This window comes from Azospirillum terrae (assembly GCF_053470425.1).
The window spans coordinates 456494-475004 of the sequence record NZ_JBPXMR010000001.1 but is presented as its reverse complement, the minus strand read 5'-3'; the positions used below and the strand labels follow the sequence as shown (position 1 = coordinate 475004).

The 18511-nt window shown below is 68.2% G+C and carries 18 protein-coding genes and 3 tRNA genes; 15 read left to right on the top strand and 6 right to left on the bottom strand.

Going from position 1 to position 18511, the window contains the following annotated elements; all coding sequences use genetic code 11:
- Window positions 1–73: 73 nt before the first annotated feature.
- The 5 genes from ACSVDD_RS02170 to ACSVDD_RS02150 are packed head-to-tail and all read left to right on the top strand — an operon-like array spanning window position 74 to window position 5633.
- Window positions 74–1708, top strand: coding sequence for an efflux RND transporter periplasmic adaptor subunit (locus ACSVDD_RS02170; RefSeq protein ID WP_448187643.1), 1635 nt, complete (start codon window positions 74–76; stop codon window positions 1706–1708).
- Window positions 1698–2456 (top strand): ABC transporter ATP-binding protein, encoded by a 759-nt coding sequence (locus tag ACSVDD_RS02165; RefSeq protein WP_448187642.1) that lies wholly within the window; start codon window positions 1698–1700, stop codon window positions 2454–2456. Before ACSVDD_RS02170 ends, ACSVDD_RS02165 begins: the two co-directional genes overlap by 11 nt.
- Window positions 2453–3685 (top strand): ABC transporter permease, encoded by a 1233-nt coding sequence (locus ACSVDD_RS02160; RefSeq protein WP_448187641.1) that lies wholly within the window; start codon window positions 2453–2455, stop codon window positions 3683–3685. The genes ACSVDD_RS02165 and ACSVDD_RS02160 overlap by 4 nt, the downstream gene beginning before the upstream one ends.
- Window positions 3682–4704 (top strand): glycosyltransferase family 4 protein, encoded by a 1023-nt coding sequence (locus ACSVDD_RS02155; RefSeq protein WP_448187640.1) that lies wholly within the window; start codon window positions 3682–3684, stop codon window positions 4702–4704. Before ACSVDD_RS02160 ends, ACSVDD_RS02155 begins: the two co-directional genes overlap by 4 nt.
- Complete coding sequence (locus ACSVDD_RS02150) at window positions 4701–5633, top strand: glycosyltransferase family 2 protein (RefSeq protein ID WP_448187639.1); 933 nt, start codon at window positions 4701–4703, stop codon at window positions 5631–5633. Before ACSVDD_RS02155 ends, ACSVDD_RS02150 begins: the two co-directional genes overlap by 4 nt.
- Here the strand turns inward: ACSVDD_RS02150 and ACSVDD_RS02145 are convergent.
- Together ACSVDD_RS02145 and ACSVDD_RS02140 are read right to left on the bottom strand one after the other, a co-directional pair.
- Window positions 5597–6688 carry a glycosyltransferase family 4 protein gene (locus ACSVDD_RS02145; protein WP_448187638.1) on the bottom strand — a complete coding sequence of 364 codons (1092 nt, stop codon included), beginning with the start codon at window positions 6686–6688 and terminating at the stop codon, window positions 5597–5599. The two genes, ACSVDD_RS02150 and ACSVDD_RS02145, sit on opposite strands and share 37 nt — an antisense overlap.
- A 13-nt stretch (window positions 6689–6701) precedes the next feature.
- Complete coding sequence (locus tag ACSVDD_RS02140; RefSeq protein WP_448187637.1) at window positions 6702–8030, bottom strand: oligosaccharide flippase family protein; 1329 nt, start codon at window positions 8028–8030, stop codon at window positions 6702–6704.
- Between the two features lie 166 nt (window positions 8031–8196).
- On the opposite strand from ACSVDD_RS02140, the gene ACSVDD_RS02135 reads away from it, so the two are divergent.
- From ACSVDD_RS02135 to ACSVDD_RS02120, 4 genes are all read left to right on the top strand, one after another.
- Window positions 8197–8273 (top strand) — tRNA-Pro (locus tag ACSVDD_RS02135).
- A gap of 46 nt (window positions 8274–8319) precedes the next feature.
- Entirely contained in the window at window positions 8320–8616 is a 297-nt protein-coding gene (locus tag ACSVDD_RS02130) for an ETC complex I subunit (RefSeq protein ID WP_448187636.1), read from the top strand.
- A gap of 34 nt (window positions 8617–8650) precedes the next feature.
- Window positions 8651–8727, top strand: a tRNA-Arg gene (locus ACSVDD_RS02125).
- A 128-nt stretch (window positions 8728–8855) separates the two neighbouring features.
- Window positions 8856–8929: transfer RNA gene (locus ACSVDD_RS02120), tRNA-Gly, on the top strand.
- A gap of 740 nt (window positions 8930–9669) precedes the next feature.
- On the opposite strand, the gene hisI is transcribed toward ACSVDD_RS02120, so the two are convergent.
- Window positions 9670–10080, bottom strand: coding sequence for a phosphoribosyl-AMP cyclohydrolase (hisI, locus tag ACSVDD_RS02115; protein WP_448187635.1), 411 nt, complete (start codon window positions 10078–10080; stop codon window positions 9670–9672).
- 12 nt (window positions 10081–10092) lie between these two features.
- Window positions 10093–11277: a cystathionine beta-lyase gene (metC, locus tag ACSVDD_RS02110; protein ID WP_448187634.1), complete on the bottom strand. Its 1185-nt coding sequence runs from the start codon at window positions 11275–11277 to the stop codon at window positions 10093–10095.
- A 253-nt stretch (window positions 11278–11530) separates the two neighbouring features.
- On the opposite strand from metC, the gene ACSVDD_RS02105 reads away from it, so the two are divergent.
- The 6 genes from ACSVDD_RS02105 (at window position 11531) to ACSVDD_RS02080 (ending at window position 17244) form a co-directional block, all read left to right on the top strand.
- Window positions 11531–12553: an amino acid ABC transporter substrate-binding protein gene (locus ACSVDD_RS02105; protein ID WP_448188497.1), complete on the top strand. Its 1023-nt coding sequence runs from the start codon at window positions 11531–11533 to the stop codon at window positions 12551–12553.
- 93 nt (window positions 12554–12646) lie between these two features.
- A complete protein-coding gene (locus tag ACSVDD_RS02100) occupies window positions 12647–13837 on the top strand; it encodes an amino acid ABC transporter permease (RefSeq protein WP_448187633.1) in 1191 nt (396 codons plus the stop codon).
- 4 nt (window positions 13838–13841) lie between these two features.
- Window positions 13842–14948: an amino acid ABC transporter permease gene (locus tag ACSVDD_RS02095; RefSeq protein WP_448187632.1), complete on the top strand. Its 1107-nt coding sequence runs from the start codon at window positions 13842–13844 to the stop codon at window positions 14946–14948.
- 15 nt (window positions 14949–14963) lie between these two features.
- Window positions 14964–15740 carry an amino acid ABC transporter ATP-binding protein gene (locus ACSVDD_RS02090; protein WP_448187631.1) on the top strand — a complete coding sequence of 259 codons (777 nt, stop codon included), beginning with the start codon at window positions 14964–14966 and terminating at the stop codon, window positions 15738–15740.
- A 101-nt stretch (window positions 15741–15841) separates the two neighbouring features.
- Window positions 15842–16927 (top strand): histidinol-phosphate transaminase, encoded by a 1086-nt coding sequence (hisC, locus tag ACSVDD_RS02085; RefSeq protein ID WP_448187630.1) that lies wholly within the window; start codon window positions 15842–15844, stop codon window positions 16925–16927.
- Entirely contained in the window at window positions 16924–17244 is a 321-nt protein-coding gene (locus ACSVDD_RS02080; RefSeq protein WP_448187629.1) for an antibiotic biosynthesis monooxygenase family protein, read from the top strand. Before hisC ends, ACSVDD_RS02080 begins: the two co-directional genes overlap by 4 nt.
- A 51-nt stretch (window positions 17245–17295) precedes the next feature.
- Here ACSVDD_RS02080 and ACSVDD_RS02075 read toward each other — a convergent pair whose 3' ends face one another.
- Both ACSVDD_RS02075 and ACSVDD_RS02070 read right to left on the bottom strand, forming a co-directional pair.
- Window positions 17296–17682, bottom strand: coding sequence for a DUF2852 domain-containing protein (locus ACSVDD_RS02075; RefSeq protein ID WP_448187628.1), 387 nt, complete (start codon window positions 17680–17682; stop codon window positions 17296–17298).
- Window positions 17683–17838: 156 nt separating this feature from the next.
- A complete protein-coding gene (locus ACSVDD_RS02070; RefSeq protein WP_448187627.1) occupies window positions 17839–18477 on the bottom strand; it encodes a TetR/AcrR family transcriptional regulator in 639 nt (212 codons plus the stop codon).
- Between the last annotated feature and the right edge of the window lie 34 nt (window positions 18478–18511).

The following is an 18511-nucleotide window of genomic DNA, read 5'->3' as shown; positions in this document are numbered from 1 at the left end:
TTAACGCAGCCGCCGGTTTGCCGCATTTGCGGCCTATACCTCCGTGCGGCGATGCGCGGAGTGCGATGGTTCGATGAAGCGGCGGTTTTTCACGGTTCTGGTGGTTCTTCTGCTGGTGACGGCGGGGACGGCGGCCTATGGCTGGTTCGGCGCGGCGGAGCCGCCGGCCGCCTATCGGCTTGCCAAGGTGGAGCGCGGATCGCTGGTCAGCGCCATCACCGCCACCGGCAAGATGAGCGCCGTGGTGACGGTCGAGGTCAGCTCGCAACTGTCCGGCAACATCGCCGAGCTGAACGCCGATTTCAACAGCATGGTCACGCGCGGACAGGTGCTCGCCCGCCTGGACACGGCGCAGCTTGTGGCCCGGCTGAAGTCGGCCCAGGCCGATCTGGACTCCGCCAAGGCGACGCTGAGCGTCCAGCGCGCCCAGCGCGACAAGGCGCAGGCCGACATCGCCAACGCCCGCGCCGCACTGGCCAGCGCCGCGGCGCAGGTGTCACGCGCCGAACTGGCGCTCCAGGATGCCGACCGAGACCTCACCCGGCGCGAGGAACTGCGCGGGCGCGGCGTGGTGACCACCGCCGACTTCGAGAAGGCGCAGACCGCCGCCCGCTCGGCCCGCGCCGCGCTCACCTCCGCCGTGGCGCAGCGCCAGCAGGCGGATGCTGGCATCGCCTCGGCCGAAGCGTCGCTCAACGTGGCCGCCGCGCAGGTCCAGGTGGCCGAGGCGCAGGTCACCCAGCGCGAGGCGGCGTTGCAGCTCGTTCAGGTGGACATCGACCGCTCGGTCATCCGCTCGCCCATTGACGGCGTCGTGGTGGACCGTGAGGCCACCGTCGGCCAGACGGTGGCATCCAGCCTCCAGGCCCCCACTTTGTTCACCATCGCCCAGGATTTGCGGCAGATGGAGGTGCTCGCCAACATCGACGAGGCGGACATCGGCCGGGTGCGCGTCGGCCTGCCGGTGAGCTTCACCGTCAACGCCTTCCCCGACGAGACGTTCAGCGGCACCGTCTCCCAGGTCCGGCTGGCGCCGGAGGAGGAACAGAACGTCGTCAGCTATATTGTCGGCATCTCGGTGGAGAACCAGGACATGCGGCTGCTGCCGGGCCTGACCGCCAACCTGCGCATCGTTGTCGACGAACGCCGGGCCACCGTGAAGATTCCCAACGCCGCGTTGCGTTTCCGCCCGGCCGAAGCCGGTGCGGCGCGCGCCGACGCCGGGCCGACGCCGACGCTGGGCGGCCCGTCCGGCGGGCGCGGCGGCGCCGCGCTGGACGATCTGGCGCGCCGGCTGGTCGCCGAGCTGGCCCTGGACGCCAAGCAGCGCGCCGCGCTGGACGCGGTGCTGGCCGAGGCGAAGGACCGCTACGCCGGCATGAGCACGCAAGGCGATCCCGAGCAGCGGCGCGCCGAAGCGCGCGACATCCGCCGCCGGGCCGATGAGCAGATCGCAGCCGTGCTGACGCCCGAACAGCGCGAGCGCTTCGAGGACATGCGGTCCGGCAAGGGCCGCGACGCCGCAGCGCGCACGGTGTGGGTGGTCGGGCCGGCGGGGACACCGGTCTCTGTTCCGGTGCGTGTCGGCATCACCGACGGCAGCTTCACCGAGGTCACCGGGGGCGGGTTGACGGCCGGGCAGGAGGTCATCATCGGCATCGCCCCGCCGGAGCGGGACGCCAGGAGAGGGCCGCGCCTTGCCTTCTGACGTGCTGTGCGCCGAGCGGGCGGAACGGGGGGACGCGGCGCCCACGCCGCTGATCGCCGTGCACGGCCTGACGCGCAGCTACGTCATGGGAACCGAGCGCGTGGCCGCGCTGGCCGGCGTCACCGCAGAGGTGGCGCACGGCGAGTTCGTCGCGGTGATGGGGCCGTCCGGTTCGGGCAAATCCACCTTCATGAACGTGCTGGGCTGCCTCGACCGGCCGGATTCGGGCAGCTACCGCCTGGACGGCGAGGAGGTCAGCCGTCTGGACTCCGACGCTCTTGCGGCGATTCGCAACCGGCGCATCGGTTTCGTCTTCCAGTCCTTCAACCTGCTGCCGCGGCTTGACGCTGCCGGCAATGTGGCGCTGCCCATGGTCTACGCCGGGGTGGACCGCGCCACCCGGCTGCGCCGGGCATCCGAGGCGCTGGGGCAGGTCGGGCTGGCCGACCGCGCCCACCACCGCCCGGCGCAGCTCTCCGGCGGCCAGCAACAGCGCGTCGCCATCGCCCGCGCGCTGGTCAACCGGCCGGCCCTGTTGCTGGCCGACGAGCCCACCGGGGCGCTGGACACCCGCACCAGCGCGGAGATCATGGCGCTGTTTCAGGACCTCAATCGCGCCGGCATCACCGTGGTGCTGGTGACGCACGAGCCGGACGTCGCCGCCTATGCCGGCCGCGTATTGTCCTTCCGCGACGGGGTGCTGATCGACGACCGCCGGCAGGTGCCGCAGGAGGCCGTCCGGCCATGAACGCCTTCGACGCCATCCGCGCCGCGCTGGAGACACTGCGCGCCAACCCCATGCGCAGCGCCCTGACCATGCTGGGCATCGTCATCGGTGTGGCGGCGGTGATTGCCATGGTGGCGGTGGGGTCGGGCGCCCGCGATCAGGTGCTGCGGCAGATCGCCAGCCTGGGCACCAACCTCGTGCTGGTTGGGCAGGGCAGCATCCAGCGCGGCGGCGTGCGGCTGGGCGCCGGCACCGCGGCGTCGATGACCGAGGACGACGCCGTCGCCATCGTGCGGGAGATCCCCGACGCCCGCATCGCCGCACCCTCGGTGCGCTGGGGCTTGCAGGTGGTGGCAGGGAACCAGAACTGGCAGACGATCCTGTTCGGCGTCACGCCGGACTATCTGGAGGCGCGCGACTGGGTGGTGGCGTCCGGCCGCCCCTTGTCCGACGAGGATGTGAGCCAAGCCAACAAGGTGATCCTGCTGGGCCAGACGGTGGTGACCAGTCTGTTCGGCGGCGGCGATCCGGTGGGCGAGACGGTGCGCATCGGCACCACGCCGTTCACCGTCGCCGGGGTGCTGGGCGTCAAGGGGCAGAACACCAACGGCCAGGACCAGGACGACGTGGTCTTCGTGCCGCTGTCCACCGCCAAGCGCAACATACCCAAGATGGCCAAGGCCAACCCGCGTTTTGTCCATTCCATCGTCATCAAGATGGCCAACGGCGCCGATATGGACGAGGCTCAGCGCCAGCTCAAGGAACTGCTGCGCCAGCGCCATCGGCTGGCCGAGGGGCAAGAGGACGACTTCTGGATGCGCAACCTGTCCGAGGTGGCGGCGACCCGCGACGCGTCGGCCCGCGCGCTGTCTTTCCTGCTGGCGGCGGTGGCGGCGGTGTCGCTGCTGGTGGGCGGCATCGGCATCATGAACATCATGCTGGTCTCGGTCACCGAGCGAACGCGCGAGATCGGCCTGCGGCTCGCCATCGGCGCTCGGCGGCGCGACATCCTGATCCAATTCCTCATCGAATCGACGACGCTGTCCATCATCGGAGCGGCGGTGGGAGTGCTGGTGGGCGTGGGCGTGGCGGTCCTGGTGGCGCGGCTGGCCGGCTGGCCGACGCTGATCGAGCCGGACTCGGTGATCCTGGCGGTCAGCGTCAGCGGCGTGGTCGGCGTGTTCTTCGGGCTTTACCCGGCGCGCCGCGCGGCGTACCTCAACCCTATAGAGGCGCTGAGGCACGAGTGACCGCTCCCCCCCTTCATGTCATGGCCTTCACCGGCGGCGCCAGCGTTCCGGCGGCGCGGTTCCGCGTGCGCCAGTACGCCCCGGCGCTGACCGCGCAGGGCATTGTGCTGGAAGAGAGCTATCCGTCGCTGGGCGCCTACCCGCCGGTGTCACGGGCGCTACGCCCGGCCTGGGCGGCGGCGTCGCTGGCCCAGCGCATCCCTGCCGTGGTGGCGAGCCGGGCGGCGGACGTCGTTTTGCTTCAGCGCGAGATGCTCTCGACGCTCTACACGCTGGAGGGGCTGACCGGCCGGCCGCGGGTGCTGGACGTGGACGACGCCATCCACCTGTTCCGCGGCGGCCGGACGGCGCGACGGCTGGCGCACGCCTGCGATCTGGTGATCGCCGGCAACCCTTGGCTGGCGGAAATCTACGGCGCCTGGAACCGCAACGTCGCCGTTCTGCCCACGGCGGTGGACACCGACGCACTGCGGGCCGAGCCCTATCCGAGGGAGCCGGTAGTCGGCTGGATCGGCACCTCGGGCAATTTGCGCTACCTGTACGCCGTCGAAGACGCGCTGGCCGCGGTGCTGGAGCGGTTCAACCACACGCGGCTGCTGGTGTGCTGCGACGGTCAGCCGGCGTTCACCCGGCTGCCGATGGACCGGGTGGAGGTGCTGCCCTGGTCGCCGGGTGTGGAACCGGCGTTCTTCGCCCGCATCGCCGCCGGCCTGATGCCGCTGGAGGATGGCGCCTGGGAGCGCGGCAAGTGCTCCTTCAAAATGCTGCAATACATGGCGTCCGCCCGGCCGGTGGTGGTGTCGCCGGTGGGCATGAACGCCGACGTGCTGGCGCACGGCGAGGTCGGCTACGCCGCGCGTGACCGCGATGAATGGGTGGACGCCCTCTCGGCGCTGCTGGTCGATCCCGACCGCGCCGCCGGCATGGGCCGGCTGGGGCGCACGGTGGCCGAAGCGCACTACAGCCTCAAGGCGTTGGCGCCGAAGCTTGGGGCGCTGCTGCGCGGCGTGGCGCCATGACCGGTGCTCCGCTGTTCACCGTATTCACCCCGACCTACAACCGGGCAGCAACGCTGCCGCGGGTGTTTGCTAGCCTCGCGGCGCAGACCTGTCGGGACTTCGAGTGGCTGGTGATCGACGACGGGTCGCAGGACGACACGCCGGCCGTGCTGGCGGCGCTCCGTGAGCGTGCCGATTTCCCCATCCGCAGCCTGCGCCAGGACAACGCCGGCAAGCACCGCGCCATCGACCGCGGCGTGCGGGAGGCGCACGGCCGTTTCTTCCTCATCCTCGACTCCGACGATTCCTGCGTCCCGACCGCGCTGGAACGGCTGGCCGCTGTCTGGGAGACCATCCCCGCCGATGAACGCGAGGGCTTCGTCGGGGTCAGCGTCCTGTGCCGCGACGAGCACGGCGAGCGGGTCGGCGACCCGTTTCCGGCCAGCCCCCTCGATGCGTCCATGCTGGACATCGACTACCGCCACAAGGTGCGCGGCGAGAAGTGGGGGTTCGTGCGCACCGACGTGCTGCGCCGGTTTCCTTTCCCACACATCGAGGGCACCAATTTCATTCCCGAGGGCGTCGTCTGGCATCGGATCGCCCGGCACTATCGCCTGCGCTGCGTCAACGAAGACCTTCGCGTCTACCATCGTGATGAGCCGGGCGGGCTGACCGGCGCGGTGCGGACCCGATCGGCCACGGCCATGCCCGGCCTGCTGCTCTATCACAGCATGGTGCTGAACGAGGAAACCGACTGGTTCGCCTCGGCCCCGGCGTCCTTCTTCAAGTCCGCGGCCAATCTGGTGCGTTACGGGCTGCACGGCGGGCAGGGGCTTGGCGCCGTCTACCGGGGCCTGAGCACGCCGCTGGGGCGCGCGCTGTTCGCCGCGGCGCTGCCGCTCGGCGTCCTGCTCTATGCGGCCGAGCGGTTGAGGAATCGGCGCGCGTAGAGGTCGGCGCTGGCTCGGCGGGCGGCCAGCAGGCGCGCCGGGTCGGCCGCGAGCCCGATCATCGCCGTGGCAAGGTCACCCTCCAGCACCGTCGTGTCGATGCCCTGCACCAGTTCCCGCGCCATCCACCAGCGCTGCAGCAGCGGCCCCGGCCGGATGCCGTTCCACATGGCGATGGGCGGGCTCAGCAGGGCGCCGTTCCGCCCCGGCTCGACCATCTCGCGCAGGGCGTAGACGTCCGTGGCGATCACGGCGAGCCCGTGCGCCAGCGCCTCTTGCGCCACCATGCCGTAGGAATCGGCGAAGGTCGGGTGGACCAGCACGTCGCACTGCGCCATGAACCGCTCCCAGATCTCGGCGCGGGTGAAGCGGGCCGGGTGCACGGTGACGCCGTCCTGCCGGGCCAGATCCTCGAACTCCGGCGGCAGGTGGGTGATGAGGTCGAGGTGCGCGGACGGGATCGCCTGCCGGACCTGCCGGAAGGCGCGCAGCAACGCCGGGCCGCCCTTGATCTCGAACTGCGTCGAGACGAACAGGAACCGCGGCCCGTCAGCCGAAACCTCGTCCACCGCACGGCCTGGCAGGGGGAGCGTCGGGTAGTGCACGACGGCCTTGGCCGCCACATCGTCGCCGAGCAGCCAGCCGAGCGTGGCGCGGCATGCCGCGCTCATGCAGCGGATCTCGCGGCAGCGGTCCTGGAGCAGCAACCGGCGCAGCACCGGCCGCCACAGCGGGACCGCCGGCAGATTGTAGCCGGTCAGCGCGTAGGGGTTCTCCAGCTCGACGATGAAGGGGCCGGTGGCGAGGATGCCGCCCCAGGCGTAGACCACGACGTCCGGCGGCAGCCCGGCGGGCCGGCGCTTCAGGTTGATCAACGGGACGATCTGCTTCCACGAACGGCGGGCGCCGCCGCCCACGGCGGTGCTCGCCGCCACCTGATGGCCGACGCGTCCCTCCGCCAGCTCGGGATTCGCCACGTCGCCGCGCGGCCATGCCCGCATCGCGTCGAAGTGGTGATCGCGCAGCACGCTGTGCGGATAGAAGAAGACCGTCATGGGGCAGGGCTCGTCAGGACGAAGGACGGACCGGGAACGGCCCGGTGTGGATACCGGTGCGGGTCGCCGCACCGCGGGCGATGAACAACTGTGCCCCGGCGCTGGCGGTCACCGTCGCCAGGGCGGCGCCCTCGATGCCGAACAGCGGGATGAACAGCAGGTTGAGCAGCAGGTTGCCGAACGCGGCGATGCCGAGGATCAGCGCCGCTCGCGTCTCGTTGCCGGTCATCGTCATCAGCAGCGCCGCGGCGCCGACCGCCGCCTTGAGGAGCTGTGCGGCCAGCAGCAGCCGCAACGCCCCCGCCCCGGCGACGAACGGCGCGCCGTAGAGCGACAGCACCAGTTCGGGCACCGCCGCCAGCGGCACCGCGATGGCGGCGGTGACGACCAGCGACCAGCGGCAGGTCATCGTCATCGTATCCTGCAACGCCGGCCGGTCGCCGCGCGCGTACAAGGCGGCGACGGTCGGCGCGAACACCGAGGCGACGGCCGACATCGGAAAGGCGCACACCTCCGACAGCGAGGTCGCGACGGCGTAGACGCCGGCGGTCGTCGTGTCGAGCAGCCAGCCGATCATCAGCAGATCGGCGCGCTGCAAAAGCATCTGGAGGCCGCCCATGGCCGCCATCACCGCGGCGGCGCGCAGCCACTCGGGAATGCGATACGCCGCCCGCGCGTCGCGCGGCAACTCGGCGCTCCAGCGCCGCAGGGCACCGCTGACGATGGCCAGCGCCACCGCAGTGCCGCAACCGAGGACCACCAACGCCTCCGCCGCGTCGAGAGCGACGCCGGCGCCGAACACCAGGGCGAGCAGCAACAGCATGGCGACGGCGTCGCGCGCCAGCCGCTCCGGCAAGAGGCCGAGGAACGGCTGTTCGACGGCGCACAGGATCGAGCCGCGCACGCGCAACATCGTGACCAGTGGCAGCAGCAGGAACCCCACGGTCATCGCCGACGCCAGATCCGCCGACAGGGTCGGAATCGTCTGGACGATGCCGGCACCAACGGCGGCGATCGCCATGGCGGCAAGCAGCGGCGTCGCCTGGGCGTGGCGGAGCACCCCGCGCAGGGATGACCAATCCTCGGCGGCCCGATAGGCCGCAACCTGGCGTAGCAGCAGCATGTCATGGCCGAGCACGGCGACGTAGCTGAGGATGTTCAGCCACGCCAACGCGTAGGCATAGGCGCCGAAGCTGGTGGCGCCGAGCACGCGGGCCAGCGTCAGCTGGAGCAGGAAGGCCAGCCCGGCCCCGGCGATGTTGGCGACGAACAGGCCCGATGCGCCGCGCAGCAGCCGGCCGACCGCCGTCGCATCGAGCAACGCCCGAAGCACGCTCAGCATGGCGCTGGCGCGGCGGCAGCGGCGCGTGCTGCGGTTCGCGGCATCATGGCGTGAGGCTCCTTTCGGCGACGCGTCGGTGCTACATCATCAAAAGGCGGAACGCACGTCTAAACCAACGCCGATGCCTTGCCGTCCGCGTTGGGTTCGTGTATTCCACACGCGTTGACGGGGCGTGGCGCAGTCTGGTAGCGCGCCAGTTTTGGGTACTGGAGGCCCCCGGTTCGAATCCGGGCGCCCCGACCATCGATCATCCGCTGTGATGCGAAGCAAGAAGCAAGGAGTGTCGCCCATGAAGGTCCGGATTTCCCAGCCGAGCAAGGCGGCCACGCAGTCCGGGCGGGCGAAGACGCATTTCTGGCTGCTGGAGTACGAGCTTGAGACCCCGCGCCGGCCGGAGCCGCTGATGGGCTGGATCAGCTCGGGCGACACGCTGAACCAGGTGAAGCTGCGCTTCGAGACCAAGGAAGACGCCATCGCCTTCGCCGAGCGCAAGGGCTGGGAATACACCGTGCAGGACGCCGCCGTCCGCCGCGTCCGCCCGCGCAACTACGCCGACAACTTCCGCATGGACCGGCCGCGCTTCTGAGCGGCCGCCCGCCGTCGCCCTTCCGCGGCAGTACGGCCCCATAGCTCAGCTGGATAGAGCAGCCGCCTTCTAAGCGGCAGGTCGCAGGTTCGAGCCCTGCTGGGGTCGCCATTCTTGTGACCGCCCGGCGGCACTGACGCAGGTGCGCTACCGCCCACAGACCACCCGTCGCGCCATCGGGGCGCCCCTCCTGCTCCGTTGAGAGCGCCGCCCCGATGCCGCAGGATCACAGGCGTGACGCGGGTTTGGTCCAGAGGTTGGGCACCGGCTTTCCAGGCTGGCCAGGTTGGTTCGAGTCCAGCAACCCGCTCCACATCCTTCCCGACGCCTCGCCCTCCATCCCAGATCGAGGGTTGATCCCATTCGGCGCGCGCAAATGGAAGTTATCCCCCGTCCATAGGGGGTGACGACCCGTGACAGATTTGCGACTTGACTTCACGTGCCGTCTGAAAATTCCGGCAAAAGCCTCCGCCGCAAAGGAAAATTGCCGCTGCCTATTTTTTGGGCATTCGCTCGCGGAGTATGGCGGCGCGGGTTCCTCCCGGCATCCTCCACAGAGTTATCCACCGATTCTGGGGATAAGGGGTAGGACGCGTTTTCCAGAGCGCCCGCGCTGATGCGTCATATCAACAATCCGCTGCAAGTGACTGCCCTATATGACGATTGCCCCGGATCGGCGGAGCCGAATGCAACACAATGAAACGCCATGAAACGCTGTTCGATGGGGCGTTGCATTCCGCTCGGGGGTGGGCACGAAAAAAACGGAGCGTCGATGAGGACGCTCCGGTCGAAGTCGATATAGGGAGGGTTAGAGACGACCCGACTATGGCGGTTCGGCCTATGACTCCCATTGATCTGGATCAAATATTTCCAAAACGGTGCAATTTGCGACACGCACGTTCGCTGAGCACAAAAAAATAGCCGGGGGTTCCAATCGGAACCTCCGGCAAAGGCGATTACAGGGAGGGTTAGAGACAGCTAAAGTTTTATCCCTTTGGTCGATTCGGCTCGTTGATATAGATCAATCCGACCGTGCGGCGCAGCAAAACTCTCCTAATCCGTAGTTTTGTTGCGCGCGTACAACACAGACGGGTCGGTCGCCACGTCCATCACAGTGACCAGCGCACCATCGCGCACGGCGCGAAAGAAGCAGGCGCGCCGGCCCGTGTGGCAGGCCACGCCGTCCTGCTGGACCATCAGAAGCAGGGTGTCGCCGTCGCAGTCGACGCGGAACTCCTTGAGATGCTGGGTCTGGCCCGACGTCTCGCCCTTGCGCCACAGCCCCTTGCGCGAGCGCGACCAGTAGCAGACCCGCCCGGTCGTCAGCGTTTCGACCACCGCAGCGCGGTTCATCCAGGCCATCATCAGCACCTCGCCGCTGCCGACCTGCTGGGCGATGGCGGGGACCAGCCCGTCGTCGTTGAAGCGGATGGCGGCGAGCACGTCGGAAAAGGCTTCGCTCATGGTGTCGGTCCTCTAAAGGGCTGCGTTCAGGCGGGCAAAGCCGCGGTCGAGGTCTCTGATCAGGTCATCCACATCCTCCAGCCCGGCGTGCAGGCGGATCAGCGGCCCCTCGGCCTGCCACGTGGTGGCGGTGCGCACACCGGCGGGGTGGGCGGGCAGGATCAGGCTCTCGAAGCCGCCCCAGGAATAGCCCATGCCGAACAGCTCCATGCCGTCGAGCATGGCGGCCAGCGCCGGCTTCGGCACCGGCTTCAACACCATGGAGAACAGGCCGCTGGCGCCGGTGAAGTCTCGCTTCCACAGCTCGTATCCGGTGTCGCCGGGGCGGGCGGGGTGGAGGACGCGCGCCACCTCCGGCCGCGCCGCCAGCCAGTCGGCCAGCGCCAGCGCGCTTTCCTGGTGGCGCTTCAGGCGCACCGACAGCGTGCGCAAGCCGCGCAGGCCCAGGTACATGTCGTCCGGCCCGGCGCAGGTGCCGAAGCGCACGGCGTTCCTCTTGACGGTGGCCCAGCTCGCCTCGTTGCACACCATCATGCCGAGCATGGCGTCGGCGTGGCCGACGATGTACTTGGTGGCGGCGTGCACCGACACGTCCACCCCGTGATCGAACGGCTTGAAGAACAGCGGCGTCGCCCAGGTGTTGTCCAGGATGACCGTGGCGCCGGCAGCCTTGGCCGCCTTGGCGATGGCCGGCACGTCCTGCACCTCGAAGGTCAGTGAGCCCGGCGATTCGAGGAACACCACCGAGGTGTTGGGGCGGATCAGCCCGGCGATGCCGGCGCCGATCAGAGGATCATAGTATTCGATCTCCACGCCATAGCGCGCCAGGATGTCGTTGCACACGCGCCGCGTCGGCCCATAGGCGCTGTCGGTCACCAGGATGTGGTCTCCGGCCTTGGTGAAGGCGGTGAGCGCCGTGGCGATGGCGGCGAGACCGGAGGCCGCGGTCACCGCCCGGTAGCCGCCCTCGATCGCCGCCACCGCCTCCTCGAAGGCGTGCGAGGTCGGCGTGCCGACGCGGCCGTAGTTCACGATCTCGAACGGGTTGCGGTCGCTGGCTTCCAGCGCCTCCAGCGTCGGGAACAGCACGGTCGAGGCGTGGTAGACAGGCGGGTTGATGATCCCGGAATTGGCCTGAGGATCGCGGCCCACATGGCCCAGGAGGGTGTCGGGCTTGGCGCCCTTAAGGTCTTTCATGGGAGACGGGCTCGGCAGATCGGATGAGGGGCAGTCATCTTGGCACCACCGCCAACCAGGGGCCACAGGGAATCGCCGCCATAAGCCTCTGGATTGGATGGAGTAACCACGGTTTTTCGACGACGGAAGATTCGACAACGCCCGCCGTATTGGTACACTCGTGTGACAAGCGCATGCCGCGTCCTGATAGGGATGCAGGACATGTGCGGGAAGAGACCAAACGAAAAGACACGGACAGGGTGGGGCCAACATGATCAAAGCGGGTACTATCGCCGCGGCTGCGGCAGCCTTCACGTTTGCGGTCGCGGGCGGCGCCCAGGCCGGCGCAACGCTCGACGGCATCAAGGGCAAGGGTTTCGTGCAGTGCGGCGTCAACGTCGGCCTGCCGGGATTCGCCAACCCTGACAGCGCCGGCAACTGGACCGGCCTCGACGTCGACTATTGCCGCGCGGTCGCCGTGGCGCTGTTCAACGATCCGCAGAAGGTGAAGTTCACGCCGCTGTCGGCGCAGCAACGCTTCCCGGCCATTCAGTCGGGCGAAGTCGATCTGCTGTCGCGCAACACGACCTGGACGCTGACACGCGACACCTCGGTCGGCCTGAACTTCGCGCCGGTCACCTACTATGACGGCCAGGGCTTCATGGTCGCCAAGAAACTCGGCGTGAAGAGCGCCAAGGAACTGAACGGCGCCACCGTCTGCGTGCAGTCCGGCACCACGACCGAGCTGAACCTTGCGGATTACTTCCGCTCCAACAACATGAGTTACAACCCCGTCGTCATCGAGAACAACGACGAGGTCAACGCGGCCTTCTTCGCCGGCCGTTGCGACGTGCTGACCACCGACGCCTCGCAGCTGGCGTCGACCCGCGCGTCGGTGGCGCCGAAGCCCGACGATTACGTCATCCTGCCGGAGATCATCTCCAAGGAGCCGCTGGCCCCGGCCGTGCGCCACGGTGACGACCAGTGGTACGACATCGTCAAGTGGGTGGTCTACGCCACCATCCAGGCCGAGGAGTCGGGTATCACGTCGAAGAACGTGGATGAATTCCTGAACTCCAAGAACCCCGAGATCCAGCGCCTGCTGGGCGTCTCGGCGGGCATGGGCAAGGCGCTCGGCGTTGACGAGAAGTGGGCCTACAACATCATCAAGAAGGTCGGCAACTACGGCGAGATCTTCGAGCGCAACGTCGGCGCCCAGACCCCGCTGAAGCTGGAGCGCGGCCTCAACGGGCTGTGGACCAAGGGTGGCCTGCAGTACGCAATGCCGATCCGGTAACGCCAGCGGTTTCGGCCCGCCGCCCATCCCCTGCGGATGGGCGGCGGTGCCGACCCCGGCTTTCCGGTTCGTGCCCTCAGCGCAACGGAGCGTATGTTGGCCACCCAAACGCAGGACAGCGGGCGGGCGCCGTCGCGCCTGTCCTTGAATGACCCGACCGTCCGGGCCATCCTCTATCAGGTGCTGGTGATCGGCGCCGTGCTGGCCGTCGGCTGGTACCTGGTGTCGAACACGCTGGACAACCTGAACCGCCGCGCCATCGCGACGGGATTCCACTTCCTCGATCGCGAAGCGTCCTTCGGCATCGGCGAGAGCCTGATCGACTATTCGCCCAAGGACACCTACGGCCACGCCTTCATCGTCGGCCTGCTGAACACGCTGAAGGTGTCGGTGGTCGGCATCATTCTGGCGACGATCATCGGCACGCTGATCGGCATTGCGCGGCTGTCCACCAACTGGCTGCTGGCGCGGCTGGCGACCGGCTATGTGGAAATCGTCCGCAACATCCCGCCGCTGCTCCAACTGTTCGTCTGGTATCAGGTGATCACCGAGAGCATGCCGCCGGTGCGTCAGGCGCTCAACCCGCTGCCGGGCGTGTTCCTGAGCCAGCGCGGCATCACCGTGCCGGTGCCGGCGTCCGATCCGGTGTGGAGATGGGTGTTCATCGCCTTCCTGCTGGGCTTCATCGCGTCGGTGATCCTGGGGAAATGGGCGAAGATCCGGCAGGCCGCGACCGGCCAGCCGTTCCCCATCCTGGCGATGACGGCGGTGCTGATGATCGGCCTGCCGCTGATCGCCTATGTGGCGGGAGGGGCGCCGTCGGTGATGGACGTGCCGAAGCTGCAAGGCTTCAACTTCAGCGGCGGGCTCGTGCTGTCGCCGGAGTTCGCGGCCATCCTGTTCGGCCTGTCGATCTACACCGCGGCCTTCATCGCCGAGATCGTGCGCGGCGGCATCCTCGCCGTCAGCCATGGGCAGACCGAGGCGGCGGCGGCGCTTGGGCTGAAGCGGACGCACTCGCTGCGTCTGGTGATCCTGCCGCAGGCGTTGCGCGTCATCGTGCCGCCGACGACCAGCCAATTCCTGAACCTGACCAAAAACAGTTCGCTGGCGCTCGCCATCGGCTACCCGGATCTGGTGTCGATCCTCAACACGACGATCAACCAGACGGGGCAGGCGATCGAGGGCGTGGCGATGATCATGGGCAGCTATCTCACGATCAGCCTGAGCATTTCTCTGTTCATGAACTGGTACAACAAGCGCATCGCGCTGGTGGAGCGCTGAGGCCATGGCAGACCACGTGGACACCGCACCCGGCCCTGTCGTCGAGCGTCCGCCGGCGCTGACTCTCGGCCCCCTCGGCTGGGCTCGCGCCAACCTGTTCAACACTTGGTACAACGCCGTCCTGACGGTGCTGATCGGCTGGGCTCTGCTGAGCATCATTCCGCCGCTGTTGCGCTGGGCCATCGTCAACGCCAGCGGCTTCGACGCAACCTCACAGCAGTGCCGGGCGGCGACCGGCGCCTGCTGGGCGTTCGTCAGCGAGAAGTTGCGCTTCATCCTGTTCGGTACCTTCCCCTATTCCGAGCAGTGGCGCCCGCTGGTGGCGACGGCGATCATCGTCATGACGCTGGCCGCCGCCGCCAACCGGCGCTTCTGGAAGCCGTGGTTCGTCGTGGTGTCGCTGGGGGCGCTGGCGCTGTTCGGCCTGCTGATGTGGGGCGGGGTGCTGGGGCTTACCTACGTCGAGAACTCGCTGTGGGGCGGACTGCCGCTGACGCTGATCCTGTCGGTGATCGGCCTGTCGGTGGCGTTCCCGTTCTCGCTGCTGCTGGCGCTCGGCCGCCGTTCGCACTTGCCGGCGATCAAGGCGATCTGCGTCGCCTACATCGAACTGATCCGCGGCGTGCCGCTGGTCAGCCTGCTGTTCATGGCGTCGGTTATGCTGCCGCTGTTCCTGCCCACCGGCGTGAACATCGACAAGCTGCTGCGCGCCCTGGTCGCCTTCATCCTGTTCGAGGCGGCGTACATGGCCGAGGCCATCCGCGGCGGCCTGCAAGCCATGCCCAAGGGCCAATACGAGGCGGCGGACGCGCTGGGGCTGAACTATTGGCAGGCGATGCGCAAGATCATCCTGCCGCAGGCCCTGGCGATCTCCATCCCGCCTCTGGTCAACACCTTCATCAGCACCTTCAAGGACACCTCGCTGGTCATCATCATCGGCCTGTACGATCTGCTCGGCACCGCCAAGGCGGCGCTGTCCGATCCGTCGTGGCGCGGATTCTACCGCGAGGCGTACCTGTTCATCGGCGTTATCTACTGGTGCTTCTGCTTCTCCATGTCGAAATACAGCCGCTGGCTGGAGAAGGACCTTTACCGTGGCCACAAGCGCTAGGGAGTTTTGAAGGACATGGCCGCCATCAACCTGCATGAGCGCGACGCCGCCGCGGGCCAGGAAATCATCCAGTGCCTGGGCGTGCACAAGTGGTACGGCGAGTTCCACGTGCTCAAGGACATCAACCTGTCCGTCGCCAAGGGGGAGCGCATCGTCGTCTGCGGGCCGTCCGGCTCGGGCAAGTCGACGCTGATCCGCTGTCTGAACCGGCTAGAGGAGCACCAGAAGGGCTCCATCGTCATCGACGGCATCGAGCTGACCGGCAATCTGAAGAACATCGAGTTGGTGCGCCGCGAGGTCGGCATGGTGTTCCAGCACTTCAATCTGTTCCCGCATCTGACCGTGCTGGAAAACTGCACGCTGGCGCCGATCTGGGTGCGCAAGAAGCCGAAGGCCGAGGCCGAATCCATCGCCATGAAGTACCTGGAGCGCGTGCGCATCGCCGATCAGGCGCGCAAGTATCCGGGCCAGCTGTCCGGAGGCCAGCAGCAGCGCGTCGCCATTGCGCGGGCGCTGTGCATGAACCCGAAGATCATGCTGTTCGACGAGCCGACCTCGGCCCTCGACCCGGAGATGGTCAAGGAGGTGCTGGATGTCATGGTGACGCTGGCCGAGAGCGGCATGACCATGCTGTGCGTGACGCACGAGATGGGCTTCGCCAAGTCGGTGGCCGACCGCGTGATCTTCATGGACCGAGGTGAGATCGTCGAGCAGGCCCCGCCCGAGGAGTTCTTCGCCAACCCGAAGTCGGACCGCACGAGGCTGTTCCTCAGCCAGATCCTGAACCACTGAGGAGTTGATCGGCCATTTGCCGCACCGCGTCAGAGCACTGGCGCGGTGTGGCCGATTGCGGTTGAATGGCGGCCCGTCATTGCCGCCCCGGAGTCGTCGATATGGAGCTGCTGTCCCCACGGCCCGGCGTCAGCCAGATCAAGCCGTACCGGCCCACCCAACCGCTGGACGGCGAGCGCGCCTGGATCGACCTGTCGCTCACCGTGAACCCGCTCGGCCCCAGCCCGAAGGCGATCAACGCCTACCGGCAGACGGCCGGGCAGATCCACCGCTACCCCGACTCCCGGCAGGAAACCCTGCGCCGCGCCATCGCGCGCCGCTACGACCTCGACCCGGTGCGCATCGTCTGCGGCAGCGGCTCGGACGAGATGATCCAGCTGTTCTGCCAAGCCTACGCCGGTGCCGGCGACGAGGTGCTGTGCCATGAGCATGGCTACCAGGGCTTCCTGAAGGCGATTCGCGTCAACGGCGCCACCCCGGTCATCGCCAAGGAGCGCGACATGGTGGTGGACGTGGACGCCATGATCGAGCGGGCCGGGGAGAAGACGAAGCTCTGCTTCCTCGCCAACCCGAACAACCCGACCGGCACCTACATCCCGCTGGAAGCGGTGCAGCGCCTGCGCGCCGGCTTGCCGTCGCACGTGCTGCTGGTGCTGGACGCGGCGTACGCCGAGTACGTCCGGCGCAACAACTACGATTGCGGCGCCGAACTGGTGGAAACCACCGACAACGTGGCGATGGTGCGCACCTTTTCGAAGATGCACGGGCTGGCCGGCCTGCGCGTCGGCTGGGCGTACGGCCCGCCGGCGGTGGTCGAGACGCTCAATCAGGTGCGGGGTGTCTTCAACGTCAGCGTCCCGGCCCAGGCCGCCGCCAGCGCCGCGGTCGCCGATGTGGAGCACGAGGAAGCCACCTACGCCCACAACAGCCATTGGCTGCCCTGGCTGACGCACGAGCTGGAGCATCTGGGCGTGCGGGTGTACCCCAGCGTCTGCAACTTCATCCTGGTGCGCATCCCGCCCGACCCGTCGCTGGGCGTACAGCAGGTGACCGACCATCTGGCGCGGCGCAACATCCTGGTCCGCCCGGCGCTGGACTACGGCCTGCCGGATTGCCTGCGCATCACCATCGGCTCCGAGGAGGAGAACCGCGCCCTCGTCGGCGCGCTGGCGGAGATCATGGCATGAGCATCGCCGATACACCGGAGCCGCCCTACTACGCGGTGATCTTCACCTCGTTGCGCACCGACGGCGACCACGGCTACGCCGAGATGGCCGAGACGATGGTCAGCCTGGCGCAGCAGCAGCCCGGCTACCTTGGCGTGGAATCAGTGCGCGACGGGCTGGGCATCACGGTGTCCTATTGGAAGGATCTGGAGTCCATCGCCGCCTGGAAGGCCAACGTGAAGCACCTCGCGGCGCAGAAAGCCGGCCGCGAGCGATGGTACGAGAGCTTCAAGACGCGCGTCGCGCGGGTGGAGCGGGATTACGGGTTCGAGCGCTGACAACGAAAAGGGGCTCCCGGTCGGGAGCCCCGCATCGTTCGCTTGACCGTATCAGCCCTGCGGCGGGGGCGGTTCCGGCGAGGCCGGGCGGTTGCGGCGCTCGGTCATGAACTGATCGAACTCGGCCTTGTCCTTGGCGGCGCGCAGCCTGCCGAGGAAGTCTTGGAACTCGCGCTGCTCGTCTTCCATCCGGCGCAGGGTTTCCTCGCGGTATTCGTCGAAGGCCCGATTGCCGCTCGACGGATAAGCCTGCCGCCCGCAGAAGCGCTCCATCGTCTCTTCCATGCGCTGCATCTTCCGCTGCCAGCGCTTGCCGCCATGATGTCCCCAGCAACTCATGTTCTTGCTCCACAAGGAAAAGGCCAGGATCGCGAGCCCGACCGGCCACCAGACGACGAACCCAAGGACCGTCAGAGCGATCCAGCCGGCCCGCATCATGGCGGGGGGTGGGCCGCGCCAATCCGGATGCCTGAAATTGTCCAATCGTGCTGCACAGGACATGAGGGGCCTCGCATGTGAATGTTAATAACATTCACATAGGGCGGGCCGCGGTGTCCGTCAAGACCGGTCCATGCGACAAATCCGCTCCGCCCGCTAGGCGCCGGCCCGGATGCCCAAGCCGCTCAGGTAGACCAGCACACCGGCTTCCAAAAGCTCCTCCGCCGACATTGGAAGCGTGCGCCGGGCAGAGTCGCCGCGTCCGAACAGCGAGGCGATGCCGTGCGCCAGTGACCAGACATGCAGAGCCACCATCAGGGCCGGCGGCCGGTCCTTGGCCGGCAGGTCGGCGACGAGCGTCTCCGCCGCTTCGCGGATGACAGAGAAGGCGCGCTCCGACGCTTGCGCCAGTTCCGGACTGGCGCCAGGGGGAATGCCCGCCTCGAACATGGCGGCGTAATAGGCCGGCTCGGTCCGGGCAAAATGCAGATAGGCCTTGCCGACGCGGTCCAGCGCAGCGAGGGAGTTCGGGCGGCCGTCGTCCCAGGCACGGCGCAAGGCCGCCTCGAACTGCTCGAAGCCGCGACGCGCGACATCGAAGAGCAGGTCGTCGCGGTCGCGGAAATGCCGATAGGGCGCGGCGGGGCTGACGCCCGCGCTGCGCGCCGCTTCGGCGAAAGTGAATCCGGACGGTCCCTTTTCCGCGATCAGGTCGAGCGCGGCGCGAACCAGCGCTTCCTTGAGGTTCCCGTGGTGATAGCCGCGGGGACCGCCGCCGTGCTTGGACCAGCTCATGTGAACAGCTCTTACATCAGTCGAAACAGGGCGT

What these genes read in the sequence shown, in the direction of transcription:
- ACSVDD_RS02170 (WP_448187643.1), top strand. Translation starts at nt 74, where the DNA reads ATGAAGCGGCGGTTTTTCACGGTTCTGGTGGTTCTTCTGCTGGTGACG.
- ACSVDD_RS02160 (WP_448187641.1), top strand. Translation starts at nt 2,453, where the DNA reads ATGAACGCCTTCGACGCCATCCGCGCCGCGCTGGAGACACTGCGCGCC.
- ACSVDD_RS02150 (WP_448187639.1), top strand. Translation starts at nt 4,701, where the DNA reads ATGACCGGTGCTCCGCTGTTCACCGTATTCACCCCGACCTACAACCGG.
- ACSVDD_RS02145 (WP_448187638.1), bottom strand. Translation starts at nt 6,688, where the DNA reads ATGACGGTCTTCTTCTATCCGCACAGCGTGCTGCGCGATCACCACTTC.
- ACSVDD_RS02140 (WP_448187637.1), bottom strand. Translation starts at nt 8,030, where the DNA reads ATGCTGAGCGTGCTTCGGGCGTTGCTCGATGCGACGGCGGTCGGCCGG.
- ACSVDD_RS02130 (WP_448187636.1), top strand. Translation starts at nt 8,320, where the DNA reads ATGAAGGTCCGGATTTCCCAGCCGAGCAAGGCGGCCACGCAGTCCGGG.
- hisI (WP_448187635.1), bottom strand. Translation starts at nt 10,080, where the DNA reads ATGAGCGAAGCCTTTTCCGACGTGCTCGCCGCCATCCGCTTCAACGAC.
- metC (WP_448187634.1), bottom strand. Translation starts at nt 11,277, where the DNA reads ATGAAAGACCTTAAGGGCGCCAAGCCCGACACCCTCCTGGGCCATGTG.
- ACSVDD_RS02100 (WP_448187633.1), top strand. Translation starts at nt 12,647, where the DNA reads ATGTTGGCCACCCAAACGCAGGACAGCGGGCGGGCGCCGTCGCGCCTG.
- ACSVDD_RS02095 (WP_448187632.1), top strand. Translation starts at nt 13,842, where the DNA reads ATGGCAGACCACGTGGACACCGCACCCGGCCCTGTCGTCGAGCGTCCG.
- ACSVDD_RS02090 (WP_448187631.1), top strand. Translation starts at nt 14,964, where the DNA reads ATGGCCGCCATCAACCTGCATGAGCGCGACGCCGCCGCGGGCCAGGAA.
- hisC (WP_448187630.1), top strand. Translation starts at nt 15,842, where the DNA reads ATGGAGCTGCTGTCCCCACGGCCCGGCGTCAGCCAGATCAAGCCGTAC.
- ACSVDD_RS02080 (WP_448187629.1), top strand. Translation starts at nt 16,924, where the DNA reads ATGAGCATCGCCGATACACCGGAGCCGCCCTACTACGCGGTGATCTTC.
- ACSVDD_RS02075 (WP_448187628.1), bottom strand. Translation starts at nt 17,682, where the DNA reads ATGATGCGGGCCGGCTGGATCGCTCTGACGGTCCTTGGGTTCGTCGTC.
- ACSVDD_RS02070 (WP_448187627.1), bottom strand. Translation starts at nt 18,477, where the DNA reads ATGAGCTGGTCCAAGCACGGCGGCGGTCCCCGCGGCTATCACCACGGG.